Origin of the sequence: Streptomyces sp. SKN60 (assembly GCF_026236535.1) — a bacterium.
Lineage (GTDB): Bacteria > Actinomycetota > Actinomycetes > Streptomycetales > Streptomycetaceae > Streptomyces.
The window spans coordinates 90104-105155 of record NZ_JAHTMW010000025.1; the positions used below are offsets into that span (position 1 = coordinate 90104).

General features: G+C 74.1%; 14 protein-coding genes. 5 read left to right on the plus strand and 9 right to left on the minus strand.

All coding sequences use genetic code 11. The annotated features are described in order from the left end of the window. Positions 1–125: 125 nt before the first annotated feature. The 7 genes from KV205_RS31430 to KV205_RS31460 all read right to left on the minus strand — a co-directional run bounded on the left by KV205_RS31430 (position 126) and on the right by KV205_RS31460 (position 7429). Complete coding sequence (locus KV205_RS31430; protein WP_265868212.1) at positions 126–1019, minus strand: poly-gamma-glutamate hydrolase family protein; 894 nt, start codon at positions 1017–1019, stop codon at positions 126–128. A 17-nt stretch (positions 1020–1036) separates the two neighbouring features. After that, positions 1037–1627: a hypothetical protein gene (locus KV205_RS31435; RefSeq protein WP_265868213.1), complete on the minus strand. Its 591-nt coding sequence runs from the start codon at positions 1625–1627 to the stop codon at positions 1037–1039. Then, positions 1614–3221 carry a VWA domain-containing protein gene (locus KV205_RS31440; protein WP_265868214.1) on the minus strand — a complete coding sequence of 536 codons (1608 nt, stop codon included), beginning with the start codon at positions 3219–3221 and terminating at the stop codon, positions 1614–1616. The genes KV205_RS31435 and KV205_RS31440 overlap by 14 nt, the downstream gene beginning before the upstream one ends. After that, a complete protein-coding gene (locus KV205_RS31445; RefSeq protein WP_265868215.1) occupies positions 3218–4456 on the minus strand; it encodes a toxic anion resistance protein in 1239 nt (412 codons plus the stop codon). The genes KV205_RS31440 and KV205_RS31445 overlap by 4 nt, the downstream gene beginning before the upstream one ends. Beyond that, on the minus strand, positions 4453–5574 hold the full coding sequence (locus KV205_RS31450) for a hypothetical protein (protein ID WP_265868216.1): 1122 nt from the start codon (positions 5572–5574) through the stop codon (positions 4453–4455). The genes KV205_RS31445 and KV205_RS31450 overlap by 4 nt, the downstream gene beginning before the upstream one ends. Before the next feature lie 142 nt (positions 5575–5716). Then, positions 5717–6109, minus strand: coding sequence for a hypothetical protein (locus KV205_RS31455; protein ID WP_265868217.1), 393 nt, complete (start codon positions 6107–6109; stop codon positions 5717–5719). A gap of 108 nt (positions 6110–6217) precedes the next feature. Continuing rightward, a complete protein-coding gene (locus KV205_RS31460) occupies positions 6218–7429 on the minus strand; it encodes a pyridoxal phosphate-dependent aminotransferase (protein WP_265868218.1) in 1212 nt (403 codons plus the stop codon). Positions 7430–7599: 170 nt separating this feature from the next. Between KV205_RS31460 and KV205_RS31465 the strand changes: the two genes are divergently transcribed. The 4 genes from KV205_RS31465 (at position 7600) to KV205_RS36460 (ending at position 11055) form a co-directional block, all read left to right on the plus strand. Beyond that, positions 7600–8082: a hypothetical protein gene (locus KV205_RS31465; RefSeq protein WP_265868219.1), complete on the plus strand. Its 483-nt coding sequence runs from the start codon at positions 7600–7602 to the stop codon at positions 8080–8082. 69 nt (positions 8083–8151) lie between these two features. Further along, on the plus strand, positions 8152–9618 hold the full coding sequence (gene mptB / locus KV205_RS31470) for a polyprenol phosphomannose-dependent alpha 1,6 mannosyltransferase MptB (RefSeq protein WP_265868220.1): 1467 nt from the start codon (positions 8152–8154) through the stop codon (positions 9616–9618). A 46-nt stretch (positions 9619–9664) separates the two neighbouring features. Continuing rightward, the gene (locus KV205_RS31475) at positions 9665–10363 is read left to right on the plus strand and encodes an alpha/beta fold hydrolase (protein WP_265868221.1); all 699 of its coding nucleotides are present in this window, start codon (positions 9665–9667) and stop codon (positions 10361–10363) included. A 23-nt stretch (positions 10364–10386) separates the two neighbouring features. Beyond that, the gene (locus KV205_RS36460) at positions 10387–11055 is read left to right on the plus strand and encodes a helix-turn-helix domain-containing protein (protein WP_265868222.1); all 669 of its coding nucleotides are present in this window, start codon (positions 10387–10389) and stop codon (positions 11053–11055) included. Positions 11056–11072: 17 nt separating this feature from the next. Here KV205_RS36460 and KV205_RS31485 read toward each other — a convergent pair whose 3' ends face one another. Further along, a complete protein-coding gene (locus tag KV205_RS31485) occupies positions 11073–12686 on the minus strand; it encodes an amidohydrolase family protein (protein WP_265868230.1) in 1614 nt (537 codons plus the stop codon). 34 nt (positions 12687–12720) lie between these two features. Next, entirely contained in the window at positions 12721–13986 is a 1266-nt protein-coding gene (locus tag KV205_RS31490) for an alanine racemase (protein ID WP_265868223.1), read from the minus strand. 248 nt (positions 13987–14234) lie between these two features. On the opposite strand from KV205_RS31490, the gene KV205_RS31495 reads away from it, so the two are divergent. Beyond that, the coding region (locus tag KV205_RS31495) for a sugar kinase (RefSeq protein ID WP_265868231.1) at positions 14235–15052 on the plus strand (818 nt) is incomplete at its 3' end.

Sequence of the window (15052 nt, forward strand, 5' to 3'; positions counted from 1 at the left end):
TTCCGCCCTGACCAGCTGGGGTCACGACGGCCCGTCACGACGCATCCGGCCCCCGGAGCCCCCTCACGGCTCCGGGGGCCGGCGCATGTCCGCCTCTACGGCATCTCCACGGCATCTCTCCGGCATCACAGGATCGGCTGCGCGGCCTCCACCGTCGCGATCGCCCGCCGGCAGGCGTCCCGGAACGGGATCAGCGCCGCACCCGGCTCGTCCCAGGTCTCGGCCCGCCGCGACCGGCTGGAGGCGTCCCCGAACAGGCTGGTGCGCAGCTCCGTCGTCAACTCCAGCTGCGCGCCCCGGCCCAGCATCGTGCGGTTGCACGGATTGAGCGGATGATCGCCGTTGAACTCCGTGAGCCCCGCTGCGTGCGCCGGGTCGAAGGCGTCGACCGCCGGGAATCCGGCCGCCGTCAGCTCGGCCACGAGCGCCGCCCGGAAGTCCGCGTTCAGCCCGCCGACCACCGCCATCCGCCTGTCCCCGTCCGCCGGCAACGGCAGCCCGAGCGAGTCGAAGGTGCAGCCGTGCAGGCTCAGTACGTTGAGGTGCCCGGCGGCCGTCGCCAGCGCCACGTGGTCGTCGCAGTGGCTCGCGGTGACATGCAGCGCCTCCTTGTTGCCGCTGCTCATCAGGCCCTCGAACATCCAGTAGTCATGGGTCTCCGACAGGATCGGCGCGCCCTCGGGATCGCGCGGGCTGTAACCGGCGACGGCCAGGCACAGCTCGCTCGTACCGGTCTCGATGCCGCCGCCGTGCAGCGCCAGGACCGCCGTCCGCGGGAACGGGTACACCGTGTCCGGACGGGTGTCGGTCCGCTCGTGCCGCCGGTACCGGCGCCCGAAGGTCGTGCCCTCCTGGCCAGCCAGGGCCTGGTACAGGGCGGTGTTGGAGGCGTAGCGGTCGGCGGCCGCCGCCGGGGTCGCGGCGGCGAGCTGGGCGAGGACCGGGGCGCCCACGGTGGCGGCGGCGAGGGCGGTCAGGACGGTACGGCGGGAGGCGCCGGGGCGCTGCGGAGATGTCATGCGCGGAACATAACCGATCACCGTCCGCGGTCCTCCAGATAACGCGTGTGCGTCTCCTGGCGCCGCGCCTCCGCCTCCCGCAGCGCGTCCGCGATCGCCGCCGCCTCCTCGTACAACGCCCCCAGCTGGCGCTCCAGATGCCGCTCCGGCGGCTCCGCGCCTGGCACCACCCGGTTCCACCAGCGGGTCCGTACGAAGGCGTCGACCGCCTCCGGCACGTCCTGCCGCACCGCGCGGCCGAGCACCCGCACATGCTCCGGGTCGCTCACCCAGCCCGGTTCGAGCAGCGCGCCGACCAGGGTGTCCAGCTCGGTCAGCCGGCCGTGGGCGGCGGGCGGCAGCTCCACCTCGGCGAGGTACGCGCGCAGCGTCGCCAGGTCCGTCCGCAGCGCGTCGAGCTGCTCGGCCGGCTCGGGGAACGCCGGGGCGGGCGGCCGCTCCGGCGGCGCGATCAGCGCCCCCGCCCCGTACAGACCCGCGACCACCACCGGCCACAGCGCGCCCGCGGCGCCGGTCAGGGTCAGCCCGAGCCCGGCCAGGCCGCACGCGCAGCCCACCAGGTTCTTGCGGGACTCCAGATAGCGCAGCGCGCTCCTACTGATAGCCACGGATCTCCTCGAAGGCCCCGTCGAGCGAGCCCTGGTGGGCGTCGAACAGCCGGCCGCCGGTGAGCTGCGCGATGTGGTCGAGCGCCGCCCGGTCGGAGTCGCCGAACAGGATCGGGAACACCGGGATGCGCTGCTGCTCCGGGCCGAGGCCCCGGTAGAAGCCGTCGAAGGCGCCGGCCGGGTCGCCGTCGGTGTTGGCGCCGTCCGTCATCAGGACGATCGAGGTGAAGGTGTCCTCCGACGCGGTGCCCAGCTTCCCGTACGCCGCCTCCAGACTGGAGTAGACGGCCGTGCCGCCGGACGCCGACAGCCGGTTCGCGTCGGCGCGGATCGCGTCCAGGGCGGCCTTCGGCGCCGCCGGGTCCACCGTGTGCGTGGTGACCTCGGCCTCCTTCACCGAGGAGCCGAACGGCAGCAGCGTCACCTCCTCCCGGTCCCGGAAGTCCCCGGTCAGCTCCACCAGGGCCTTCTTCAGCCGGTCGAGCCGCTCGCCGTCCATCGAGCCCGAGGTGTCGAGCACGTACACCGTCCGCGAGGGGCGGCGCAGCGTGTTGTCGTACGCGTCGAGCAGCCCGTCCGCCACCGACCGGCTGCCGGGGAACGGCAGTTCGCGGCGCGGGCCGGCCGCGAGCCGCGGCTCCGGCGCGACACCGGGCACGACCGGGCGGCGCAGGGTCCGCTCGGTGATCAGCCGCTGCGCGGCCGGGGTGCGCAGGTGCGAGGCGAGCCGGCGGGCCGCGTCCTTCGCCTCGGGCCGGGCGGCGGTCAGCGAGGTCAGCGGATAGTCGGCGGTCACCACCCCGTCGGCCGGGCGGATCACGGTCAGCCTCTGCGGCATCGACAGCAGCACCGACTCGTAGTTGACCAGCGCGTCGATGTCGGTACGGCGGGCGTACGCGGTGGCCAGCCAGCCGGAGGAGCCGGAGGTCAGCTTCTGCCCGGCGAAGAACTCCTTCAGCTTCGGGCTCGTCGCCTTCACATCGGCGTCGGTCAGCGCCGCCTGCGCGCCGGACAGGCCGGAGGCGACCGAGACGAGCGCGGAGAAACCGGAGTTGGAGCGCAGCGGGTCCGTCATGCCGTAGGTCAGCTTCTTCTCGGCGACCGCCCGGTGGATCTGCGCCCAGGTGACCTTCTCCGGGTCCCAGCCGAGCCGGGCCACGGCCTCGGGCCGTACGCCGAAGGCCACCGGCGAGGTCATCACCGGTGTCTCGCCGGTGATCCGCTGGGCGACCTCGGGGCGGAGCCGCAGATAGTCGTTCGAGGACAGCCAGATCGCGTCGTACTGCTTGTCCGCCTCACCCGAGGCGATCCGCTCGACCGCGTCCAGGGTGCCGGCGTACGTGGGGCGCACGGTGACGCCGGTGGCCTTGCGGGCCTCCTCCAGGACCGGGGCCATGTCGGCGAGTTCCGAGGAGGCGAGGACCCGCAGGGTGCCGGGGCGGTACGCCAGGTCGTCGGTGCCGGAGCCCTTGTCGCCGCTCCCGCCTTCGTCGGAGGTGCAGCCGGTGACCGCGAGGGCCAGGGCGAGGGCGAGGGCCGCGAGCCGGCCCGTACGGACTCCTGCTCTGCCGACTCCTGTTGTAAGGGGTCTCATCCGCGGCCTCCTTCGAGGATGCCGGGGGCGTGGCTGTCGCCCGTCCCCTGCGCGCGCTCCACGTAGGCGCTCGCGGTGCGCAGTTCGCCCGAGAGCGCCTCCACGGTCTGCGCCATCGACTCGGTCGCGCGCACCTTGTACGTGTCGATCGCGTCGAGCGTCCGGTAGATCTGCTGGAACGCGGTGCGCACCGTCTCCAGGCCGACCGCGGGCTCCGCCGCGAGCCGCTGGATGTCGCCGGACTGGCCGGCGAGCGCCGCCGCGTTGCCCTGGATCAGGGTCTCCGTCGTCCCGCGCAGCGCGTTCACCTGCTCGACGACCTTCTTCTGGTGGTCGAGCGCGGCGGCCAGCATCACCGCGATCCGCAGCGCCGTCACCGTCGTCGTGGCGGCCCGGTCGACGCCCTTGATCAGCTCGTCGTTGTTGCGGCGCACCACGTCCATCGCCAGATAGCCCTGCGCGCACACCGCGAGCTGGGTCAGCAGGTCCTGGTGCTTCTGCCGCACCGGGAACAGCACGTCCGCGCGGAGCGCGTCGGCCCGGCCCGGGTCGGCGGTGGCGGCGATCCGCTGCTCCACGGCCGCGTCGAGGGCCTCGGTGAGCACCGCGTACTCCTGGAGCTTGCCCATGGTCTCCCAGAGACGGGTGCGTTCGGTCTGCAACGCCGCGTTGTCGCGGCGCAGTTCGTCCTGGCCGCCGCGCAGCGCGTCGAGGATCCGGCTGATGGTGTCCTGCGAGGAGGCGTAGCGGGCGATGTGGTCGCGCAGCCGGTTCCCGCCGGGCAGTTTGGCGAGCAGGCCGCGCACGCCCTTGCCGGGGGTGTCGCGCGGGTCGAGGTCCTCGATGGTGCGGCGCAGCGCGACGAGGGAGTCGCCGACCCGGGTGCTGGGGTCGCCGCCGGCGGTGCCGAGGGAGCGGACGGTGCGGTCCAGCATCCGGTTGGACTGCTGGGCGGCGGTGCGGATCTCGCCGGAGCCGAGTGCGGCGATCTCGCCGATGCGGCCGGTGAACTCGGGGGAGCGGGTGTCGAGTCCGGCGAGCGAGCCGACGTACTCGGCGGCCCTGCGGTCCATTTCGGTACGGACGGAGTCGTCGACCGGTACGAGCGTGGCGGCCTGCTCGGCGCGGATCGGCGCGACCGGCTCGGGCGGGGTGAGGACGAGCGGCGTTTCGTCGGGCGGCTGGAGCGAGGGAGTGCCGGACGGCGTGCCGGACGGCGTGCTGGGTGTGGTCATGCGGTGCCCCCCTGGTCGCGGGCCCGCAGCGCCATCTCGTGCAGCACCTGCGAGGTGGGCACGGGCGCCTGGCGGACACCGCCGAGCGTCTGGTTGAGGTAGCCGGTGTGTCCGGCGGTGGCGGCGGTGAACTCGGCCGCGGCGCCCTGCGGGCGGAAGCCGTGCCGTACCGCGAGCTTGCGCAACTCCGGGTCGGAGGAGAGGAGTTCACCGAGGGTGCGGCCGGCCTCGGTGAGCGGTACGAGGGTGTGGTCGCTGTTGACGGTGGTGTCCGGGTAGAGCACCACCAGGTCGCCCAGGTCCTGCTTGGCGATCAGCTGGGACGCCACCTGCGACTCGTACACGAGCACCAGCGGGTTGCCGACGCCGCTGACGAAGTCCCGGAACGGCGCGTCCGAGCTGGACTGCTGGGCGCCCTGCACCTGGGTGAGCTTGCGCAGCAGCGGCGCGGTGCGGTCCACGGCGGCCTTGTCCCCGGCGACCCGGCCGCCGTCGGCGACATAGCTCGCGGCGGCGAGGTAGAGCGCGCCGGAGTTGGAGGCGACGGGGTCGGTGGAGGTGATGAAGAGGGTGCCGCTCAGCTCGGCGTGCCCGGCCGAGCCCTTGAGCTGCTGCCAGGTGCGGTCGGCGCGGGCGGCGGCCAGATACGGCTCCATCCGCAGGGTGCCGGTGTGGCCGCCGGCGCCGAGGGTGGCGAGCCCGTTGTCCGCGAGCACCTTGGCGGCGGCGCTGTGCGCGACGACCACGAGCGGCGAGTAGAAGGGCCGCAGCGGGGCCGCGGTCACCTTCGTCTTCGCCTTGATCCCGTCGGCGGGCGCCTTGGCGGACGGGAACGCGAAGTCGTAGCCCGCCAGGGGCAGTTGCTCCATGTCCCAGGACCCGGAGGTCTCGGTCCGCACGGTGAGGCCCTTGGCTGCCAGGGCCTTCACGACCTCGGGATCGGCGAAGAACTCCGCCTTCTCCGACCCGATCACTCCTCGCACGGTCTTCGTTGCCGTGCCGCTGTCGTCCTGGTCGCCGCCCACCACGAGGGCGGCGGCCACGCCGCCGAGGAGAAGGACGGCGAGGACGATTCCCAGAATGCGTCTCACGGGTGCAGGCTGCTCGCGGAAGCCCACATTCCAGGGGGAGTCGGGTGTACGGCGGGTGAAGCGGTGATCCCGGTAGTGAACCGGAGCGGGGTGTACCGGGGCGTACCGGAGTACCGAGGGTGGGTGGCGCCCGGGCCGCGCGGGATCGTGGCCGCGCGGCCCGGGGCCGTCAGGGGGCGGCGACCAGGGGGTCGCCGGAGAGGGCCGCGGCGTGGGCGTCCATGCGCTCGGCGGCGAGGATCGCGGCGGCGGTGTCGGCACGGGAGGCGGCGACGACGAGGGCGCGGCCGGCCAGGGCGTGCGCCTTGCGGTGCAGGGCCTCGGCGGGGGCGCCGCTGAGACCCGCGTGCCGGGCCGGCGGGGCGCCGCGCAGCCGGGCCACCTGGCGGGCGATCAGCTCGCCGGCCGCCGTCTCGCCCAGTTCGTCGGTGACGGCGAGCAGGGCGGCGAGGTGTCCGGCGAGCTGGATGTCCAGCTCCTCACCGCGGGAGCGGTGCGGGATGTCGTTCCGGGTGTCGTCGGCCATCCGGTGGACCGACTTGGTGCGGATCGGTTCGTACATGGGGACGGCCTCCTGAGATGAGCTCTGGAGGCATCCTAGCTTGGATTCAATCTAAAGTTGAGCCGAGTCCGGGTAAAGAACGGGGTAAGGGGGCGGGCGAGGGCGGGGTCAGTACTGGCTGTAGCCGTCCAGGAAGCGCGCGATCCTGGTCACCGCGTCCGTGAGGTCCGTCGCGTTCGGCAGGGTCACGATCCGGAAGTGGTCCGGCTCGTGCCAGTTGAAGCCCGTGCCGTGCACGACCATGATCTTCTCGGCCCGCAGCAGGTCCAGGACCATCTGCCGGTCGTCCTTGATCTTGTAGACCGCCGGGTCGAGCCGCGGGAACAGATACAGCGCGCCCTTCGGCTTCACGCACGTCACGCCCGGGATCTGGGTGAGCAGCTCGTACGCCGTGTCCCGCTGCTCCAGGAGCCGCCCGCCCGGAAGGACCAGGTCCTCGATCGACTGCCGGCCCTGGAGGGCCGCGGCCACCGCGTGCTGGGCCGGCATGTTGGCGCACAGCCGCATGTTGGCCAGGATCGTCAGCCCCTCGATGTACGAGGAGGCGTGCGCCTTCGGGCCGCAGACCGCGAGCCAGCCGGAGCGGAAGCCCGCCACCCGGTAGTTCTTGCTCATCCCGTTGAAGGTGAGGCAGAGCAGGTCGGGCGCGAGCGCGGCGGTCGGGGTGTGCGTGGCGCCGTCGTAGAGGATCTTGTCGTAGATCTCGTCCGAGCAGACCACCAGGTTGTGCCGGCGGGCGATCTCCGTCAGGGACCGCAGCATCTCGTCGTCGTAGACGGCCCCGGTCGGGTTGTTCGGGTTGATGATCACGATCGCCTTGGTGCGGTCGGTGATCTTCCGCTCGATGTCGGCCAGGTCCGGCATCCAGTCCGCCTGCTCGTCGCAGCGGTAGTGCACGGCCGTACCGCCGGACAGCGCCACCGAGGCCGTCCACAGCGGATAGTCGGGGGCCGGGACGAGCACCTCGTCGCCGTCGTCGAGCAGCGCCTGCATCGCCATCTGGATGAGCTCGGAGACGCCGTTGCCGAGGTAGATGTCCTCGACGGAGAGCGGGATGCCCTTGGTCTCGTAGTGGCTCATGATCGCGCGGCGCGCGGACAGCAGCCCCTTCGCGTCGCCGTAGCCGTGCGCCTCGGAGAGGTTGCGCAGCATGTCCTCGAGGATGGCCGGCGGGCACTCGAAGCCGAAGGCGGCCGGGTTTCCGGTGTTGAGCTTGAGGATGCGGTGGCCCGCCGCCTCCAGCCGCATCGCCTCTTCGAGCACCGGGCCGCGGATTTCGTAACAGACGTTGGCGAGCTTCGTGGACTGGATCACCTGCATGACGAGAGCTTACGGCCGGTGGTCGCCGCGCGCTTCGTGTTTTGGGACACGTCGGGCGTTCGGTGCGCTTCGTGGAGGTAGGGGAGAGGACGGGCGACGGCGGGGGGCCGGGGCGGCCGGTGTGACCCAGGTCGCGCCCGGGGATGTCGTGATCCCTACAATCACGCCTCGTGACTCCGACTTCTCACGACGCGGGGGGCGCGGAGCCCCCGAGACGGGCTCGGCACGCCTCCAAGCGGCGCGGCCCCGGTCCGCTGTGGATCCTCGGCAGCGGCGCCCTCGTCGCGGCCGGGGTCCTGTCGGCGATGGCCGCGCTCGATTCCGGCCCGGGCGGTGCGGCGCCGCGCGGTGGCCCCGCCGTCGATGACGGGCGTCCCGGGATGCCCGCGCTGATCCAGCCCGACCGGTCCGGTGCCGGGGACGACTCCGGCGACGGGAACGGAGACGGAGACGGGGACGGGGACGGGCGGTCCGCGAGCCCCGGGGCGACGTCGAGCGGCTCGGCCTCGCCGTCCGTCGGCACGGCGTCGCCGACCGGCCCCACGCCGTCCGCGGGGGCCACCGGCGCGCCCACCCCGACCGCCTCGGGGGGCGCCTCGTACTTCCCCGGGAAGTCGGGTGTGGCGCCCGGCGCGAAGAAGAAGCAGCGGTAGAGGCGGTGCGGTAGCGGGCGGAGGCACGGCGGGCGGCGGCCTTCGGGGCGCAGGATAGGTTGGTCCGTCATGTGGGTTTTCAGCACCGCCGGCTGCCGGTGGCTCGGCGCGGCCGGAACGCTCGCCGTCACCGCCGGCGGCTGGGCCGCCGGCACGCTGCCGGTACGGGGCGGCGCGGGCCTCTGGCAGCGCCACGGCGGCGCCGTCACGACCGCCGGGGCGATCCTCGCGTACCTCGGTCTGACCCTGCTGATCCTGGCCTGGTGGCAGTACGGGCGACGCCTGCGCGCGGGCGCGGGCGCCCGGGACCGGGCCGGGGTGACCCTCGTCTGCTGGGCGGCGCCGCTGCTGCTCGCCCCGCCGCTCTACAGCGCCGACGTCTACAGCTACATCGCCCAGGGCGCGATGGTCCTGGAAGGGCACGACGTGTACGGCGCCGGGCCGGCCGTGCTGCGGCCCGGCGAACTCGGGTACGAGGCCGCCGCGAGCGTCGGCGGCCACTGGACCGACACCCCCGCCCCGTACGGCCCCTTCTTCCTCGTCCTGGCCCAGGCGGTCGTGAAGCTCACCGGCGGCGCGGTCGTGCCCGCCGTGCTCGGCATGCGGCTGATCGCGCTCCTCGCGCTGCTGCTCATCGTGTGGGCCGTACGGGGGCTCGCGCCCGAGCGGCACCGCGCGGGCGCCCTGTGGCTGGCCGCGCTCAACCCGCTGCTGCTCATCCACGTGGTGGGCGGGCTGCACAACGACGGTCTGATGGCCGGGCTGCTGCTCGCGGGGATGCTGTGCGCCGTGCGCGGGCGGTGGCTGGTCGGGGGCGTGCTGGCCGGGGCGCTCATCGGACTCGCGATGACGATCAAGTCGCCGGCCGCGCTGGGACTCCTCTTCGCGGGGATCGTGATCGCCCGGCGGCGGGGCCGCGTGCCGGCCGGGCTGCTGCCGGGCGCGGTCGCCGTGGCCGTCGCCGCTGCCGCGAGCCTCCTCGCGGGCACCGGCTTCGGCTGGCTCCGTACCCAGAGCGTGGCCGCCACCATCCACACCGCGCTCTCCGTGACGAGCGACCTGGGCCTCGGCCTAGGGCTGCTCGTCTCCGGCGAGCCGGAGCCCGTGAAGGGCCTGGTCCAGAAGCTCGGCCTGCTGGCGGCGGGCGCCGTGATCGCGGCCGTGGCGTGGCGCGCCTGGAAGGGCCGCGTCGATCCGGTCCTGGGCCTCGGCCTCTCGCTCCTCGCCCTCGTCGCGCTCTCCCCGATGGTCCAGCCCTGGTACGCCCTGTGGGGTACGTGCGCGGTCGCGGCCGTCGCCTGGGGCGGGCGCCTCGGGCAGGTGCTCGCCGTGGTGTCCGCCGGCCTCGCGTACGAGACGGCGCCCTCCGGTCACACCCCGTGGTACGGCTTCGTCGCGGCCGGCGCCGTGGTGGCGGCCGGGCTGTGGTGGGCCCGGCGCGAGCCGTGGCGCGAGGGCGGCGGCTCCGTGTCGCTGCCCGCGCAGGCGGCGGGGGAGCGGGAGCGGTCCTCGATCAGTTGGCCTTCTCGTTTTTGAAGTAGACACTTCAAAAACGAGAAGTTGTCGACTAGGGTCGGGACCCATGACGACGACCTATGTACTCGTCCACGGGGCCTGGCACGGGCCCTGGGCCTGGGAGCGGCTCGTGCCCCTGCTGCACGCCGCCGGGGCCCGCACCGTCACCCCCGACCTCGGCGTCCCCGGCGACGGCGACCACGGCGACCACGGACTGCACGACGACGCCCGCACGGTCGTCGCCGCCCTCGACTCCGTCCCCGACGGCGACGACGTGGTCCTGGTCGGGCACAGCTACGCCGGCCTCGTCGTCCGCGAGGCCGCCGACGCCCGGCCGGACGCCGTCGACCACCTGGTCCTCGTGGACGGCTGGGCGGGACCGGACGGCGCCGGCCTGTTCGACCTGGCCCCCGACTCCTTCGCCACCGCCGTGCGCGCCGCCGCCGCGGCCTCCCCGGACGGGGACGGGCGCATGATCCCGGCCCCGCCGCCGGCCGCCTTCGGCATCACCGGCGCCGCCGACACGGCCTGGCTGGCGCCCCGCCTCGTCCCGCAGCCGCTGCGCACCTTCACCGAGGCGAGCCGACTGCGCGGGGCCGTCGACGCGATCCCCGGCACCGCCGTCCACTGCCGGCCCGCGACCTACCCGTTCGACCGGTTCGGCGCCGCCCTCGGCTACCGGACCCGGGCGCTCGACGGCCCGCACGACGTGATGCTCACCGACGCCGAGCCGCTCGCCCGGCTGCTCCTGGAGGCCCCGGCCTAGCGCCCCCGGCCTACAGTGAGGGCGTGGAGCAGCGAACGTACAACCAGTACTGCGCGACCGCGCGCACCCTCGACCTCGTCGGCGAGCGCTGGACGCTGCTCCTGATCCGCGAGCTGCTCACCGGGCCCAAGCGCTTCGGCGACCTCCAGGCCGCGCTGCGCGGCCTCGGCACCGGTCTGCTCTCGACCCGTCTGAAGCACCTGGAACGCGAGGGCCTCGCTCGCAAGGTCACCCTCCCGGCGCCCGCCCGCACCCCCGCGTACGCCCTCACCGAGGCCGGCGAGGAGCTCGGCCCCGCCGTGCTCGCCCTCGCCCGCTGGGGCATGACCTGGGCGATGGGGGAGCGGCGCGAGAGCGAGGCCTTCCACCCCGGTTGGGCCGTGCTCGGCCTGCGGGCCTGCTTCGACCCGGAGGCGGCGGCCGGGCTCCACGCGGTGTACGAGTTCCGCGTCGGCGACGAGGTCTTCCACGCCCGGGTCGCCGACGGGACCGTCGAGACCCTCCACGGCCCGGCCCAGGACCCGGACGCGACCCTCACGATCGGCGAGGCGGAGTTCCTCGCCGCGGTGGAGGGTGCGGGCCTGGCCCGGGCCCTCGCGGACGGCGCCGCCACGGCGACCGGGGACGCCGAGGCCCTGCGCCGGATGAAGTCCCTCTTCCGGCTGCCGGCCCGGCGGTCCCGTACCGCCTAGCGCCCGTACCTCCGGGGTCATCCCGTCGGCGTCCGCGTCCTCCTGACCGACCGGCCCGGCAGCTCGTCCGTCCGCTTGCCGTCCTCGATCACGAACCGCCCGTTCACCAGCACGTGCGGGATGCCCACCGGGAGGGCGCGGGGAGCGGCGTACGTCGAGCCGGCCGCGACCGTCGCCGGGTCGAAGAGGACCAGGTCGGCGACGAAGCCCTCGCGGATCCGGCCGCGGTCGGGGAGCCGGAGGCGGGCGGCGGGGCGGGAGGTGAGGTGGGCAACGCACTCCTCCAGGGAGAGGACGCCCTCCTCGCGGACGTAACGGCCGAGGTATTCGGGGAAGGTGCCGTACGCGCGCGGGTGCGGCTTGGCGCCCTGCAGGATGCCGTCCGAGCCGCCGGTGTGGACCCGGTGGCGCATGATCGCCCGCACGTTCTCCTCGTGGCCCACGTGCTGGAGGATCGTCGAGCCGAGCCGGTCCTCCAGGAGCAGCCGGCGGGCCGCCGGCCAGTCGGGGACCGTGCGGCCGACCCACTCCGCCAGGGCCGGGTTCGTCACGCCGGAGATCTCGATGGTGTCCCACTCCATCGGCACCCCGTGGCAGCCGTCCGAGCCCAGCTCCTCCAGGTGGTGCCGGATCCGCTCCGCCGTCGCGTCGTCCGCGAGCCGCGCGAGCAGCGCCTCCGGCCCGCCCTCGTGAGCCCAGCTCGGCAGCACGGCGACCAGCGTCGTACAGCCCGGGGTGTACGGGTAGGTGTCGAGCGAGAGGTCCGCGCCGCCGTCGAGGGCCGCGTCCAGGAGCGCGAGCAGCTCCGGCGCGCGCCCCTTGTTCACGCCGAAGTTCATCGTGGCGTGCGCGAGGTGCAGGGCGCAGCCCGCGTCACGGGTGAGCGCGACCATCTCCTCGTACGCGCGCAGGGCGCCCGCCCCGTACGAGCGGTGGTGCGGGCAGTAGTAGCCGCCGTAGGAGGCCACCACCCGGCACAGCTCGGTCAGTTCGGCGTCCGGCGCGTACATCCCGGGGGTGTAGGTGAGCCCGGAGGACATGCCGACGGCGCCCTGCTCCAGGCCCTCGGCGACCAGTTGCCGCATCCGGTCCAGCTCGGTGTCCGTCGCCGGCCGGTCCTCCCAGCCCATCGCGTACATGCGGACCGTGCCCTGGGGGACGAGGTACGCGGCGTTCACGGCGATGCCCCGCCCGCCGTGCGCGGTGTCGAGCCGGTCCAGGTACTCGCCGACCGTCCGCCAGTCGAAGTCGACGCTCGTGTCGTCGGGACCGCCGCCGTTCCAGCCGGCGATGGTGCGGCGGACCTCGGCCAGCGTGCGGTCGTCGACCGGCGCGTACGACAGGCCGTCCTGCCCCAGGACCTCCAGGGTCACGCCCTGCGCCGCCTTCGCGCCGTGGTCCGGGTCGCGGAGCAGCGCGAGGTCGCTGTGGGCGTGCATGTCGATGAAGCCGGGGGCCAGGGCGAGGCCCTCGGCGTCGACGGTCCGGCGGGCCGTCGGGCGCTGGCAGCCGGCCTGCGCGGCCTCCTTGACGATCGCGGCGATCCGGCCGCCCTCGACGGCGACATCGGCGCGGTAGGAGGGTTCGCCGGTGCCGTCGACGACCTCCGCGTCACGGAAGACGAGGTCCATCACGGTCAGGGCTCCTCTCTGCCTCTCGTGGGCGTCAGAAGAAGGTGCGGATGTAGTCGACGACCGTGCCGTCCGCCTCGACCAGCGGGATCAGCTGCCACTTGTCGAAGGACGTGCACGGGTGGGACAGGCCCATGCCGAGCCAGTCGCCGACCTCCAGATCGGCGCCCTCCTCCGTACGTACCCAGCCGTGCTGGTCGGACAGACCGGTGACGGTGATGCCGTCGGCCGGCCGGACCGCGCCCGTGCGCGCGTCGCGCACCACCTGGGCCTCGGGCAGGTGCAGGTCGTAGGCGGCGTCGCGCTTGCCCGCGTTGGTGAAGGCCTGCTCGGGCGTGGGCCGGGACACGACCTGCGCCCACAGCCGGAACGCCGGCTCCAGGGCGCCCTCCTCGGGCACCCGGTTGAAGGGGGTCAGCTTCCGGTACTGCCCGTCGTCGTGCGAGACGTACGCGCCGGAGCGCAGCAGCTTCAGGACCGGCAGGGAGAGCGCGGGAAGCTCCGCGAAGACCTCGGCGACCGTGTCGAACCAGGCGCTGCCGCCCGCACTCACCACGATCTCGCCGATCTCCGGGGCGAAGCGGCCCGCCTTGTCGAAGTCGGCGGCCAGCGCGGTCAGCCGGAGCAGCCAGGCCCGCACCCGGGCGGGGTCGGCCTGCGGCACCTCGCCCTCGTAGCCGGCGACACCGACCAGGCGCAGCGTGCGGGTGGCGGCCACGGCGTCGGCGACGGCGGTGCAGTCCGCCTCGGTACGGGCGCCGGTGCGGGCCCCGTCGCCCGCGCCGAGCTCCACCACCACGTCCACGGCGCGGCGCGCCCCGGCGGCGGTCAGTGCCTCGTCCATCAGCTCGACGCCGCGCGCGGAGTCGACGTAGCAGACGAAGCGGAAGTCCGGGTCGGCGTCCAGCTCGGCGGCGAGCCAGCGCAGCGCGACGGAGTCGACGAGCTCGTTGGCGAGGAAGATCCGCGCGACGCCGTGCGCGCGGTAGACGCGGGCCTGGTGGGGGACCGCGGCTGTGATGCCCCAGGCGCCGTGGGCGATCTGACGGTCGAACAGCTGCGGGGCCATGGACGTCTTGCCGTGCGGCGCGAAGGCCAGGCCGTGGCGCTCGGTGTACGTCTCCAGGAGGCGCAGGTTGTGCTCGACGGACTCGGCGGAGAGGGCGAGGACGGGGGTGGTGAAACCGCCGGTGAAGAGGTTGCGGCGCTGGGCGGCGAGCTCGCCGACGGTCAGCCCCGCGGCGTCCGGCGGCAGGGCCTTGAAGCGGTGGTCGACGACCTCGTGGGCCAGGTCCGGCATGGGGGTGTCCTCCTCGTCGAGGGCGGTCGGGTGAGTGGTCGGGTGTGCGGGCGGGTGTCGCCTGCCGATTCTCACCGCTCTGAGTCGCCGCGGCGTCGGCGTTGCAACATGTGCAACATCCATTGCGTATATCGCTCAACGCTGTCTAACATCCGGGCCAGCGCCGGGTCAATGGATCCGTACCCACGCCGAGGAGCCCCGCAGTGACAGGAAAACCCCCCGTGGACGTCGTCTGCCTCGGCGAATCCATGGTCACCTTCCTGCCCACCCGGCCCGGCAGCCTCGCCGACGTGCCCTCCTTCGACCGCGCCATCGGCGGCGCCGAGTCCAACGTCGCCTGCGCCCTCGCCGCCGCCGGCCACCGCGCGCGGTGGGTCGGCCGGGTCGGCCGGGACGGCTTCGGCACCCACCTGACCGAGGCGATCGGCGCGTACGGCGTCGACGTCTCCGCCGTCGTCCGCGACCCCGACCGGCCCACCGGCGTCTACTTCCGCACCGCCACCGACCGCGCGACGGACGCGCACGAGGTCGTCTACTACCGGGCCGGGTCCGCCGCCTCGGCGATGGCGCCCTCGACCGTGCCGTACGACGTCGTCGCGGCCGGCCGGATCCTGCACCTCACCGGTATCACCGCCGCGCTCTCGGACTCCTGCCTCGCGCTCGTACGGGAACTCACCGGCCCCCGGCCCGGCCGGCCGCTCGTCTCCTTCGACGTCAACTTCCGGCCCGGGCTGTGGGCCGATCCGGCGTGCGGGGGGCGGGTGTTGCTTGAGCTCGCGCGGGGGGCCGACGTCGTGTTCGTCGGCGCCGACGAGGCGGAGGAGGCGTGGGGCATCGGGGAGCCGGACGCGATTCGTCGTCTGCTGCCGGAGCCGGGGGTGCTGGTGGTGAAGCGAGGGGAGGCGGGGGCGACGGTGTACGAGCGCTGCGCGGAGCCTTTCCCCACCCCGCCCTCCCCCTGGGCTTCGCCCGGGAGGTACCCCCATCCCGAAACCGGGGCTTCGCCCCGGACCCCGTACGGCCTGCGGCCGTGTCCTCAAACGCCGGACGGGCTGAAAACTCAGCC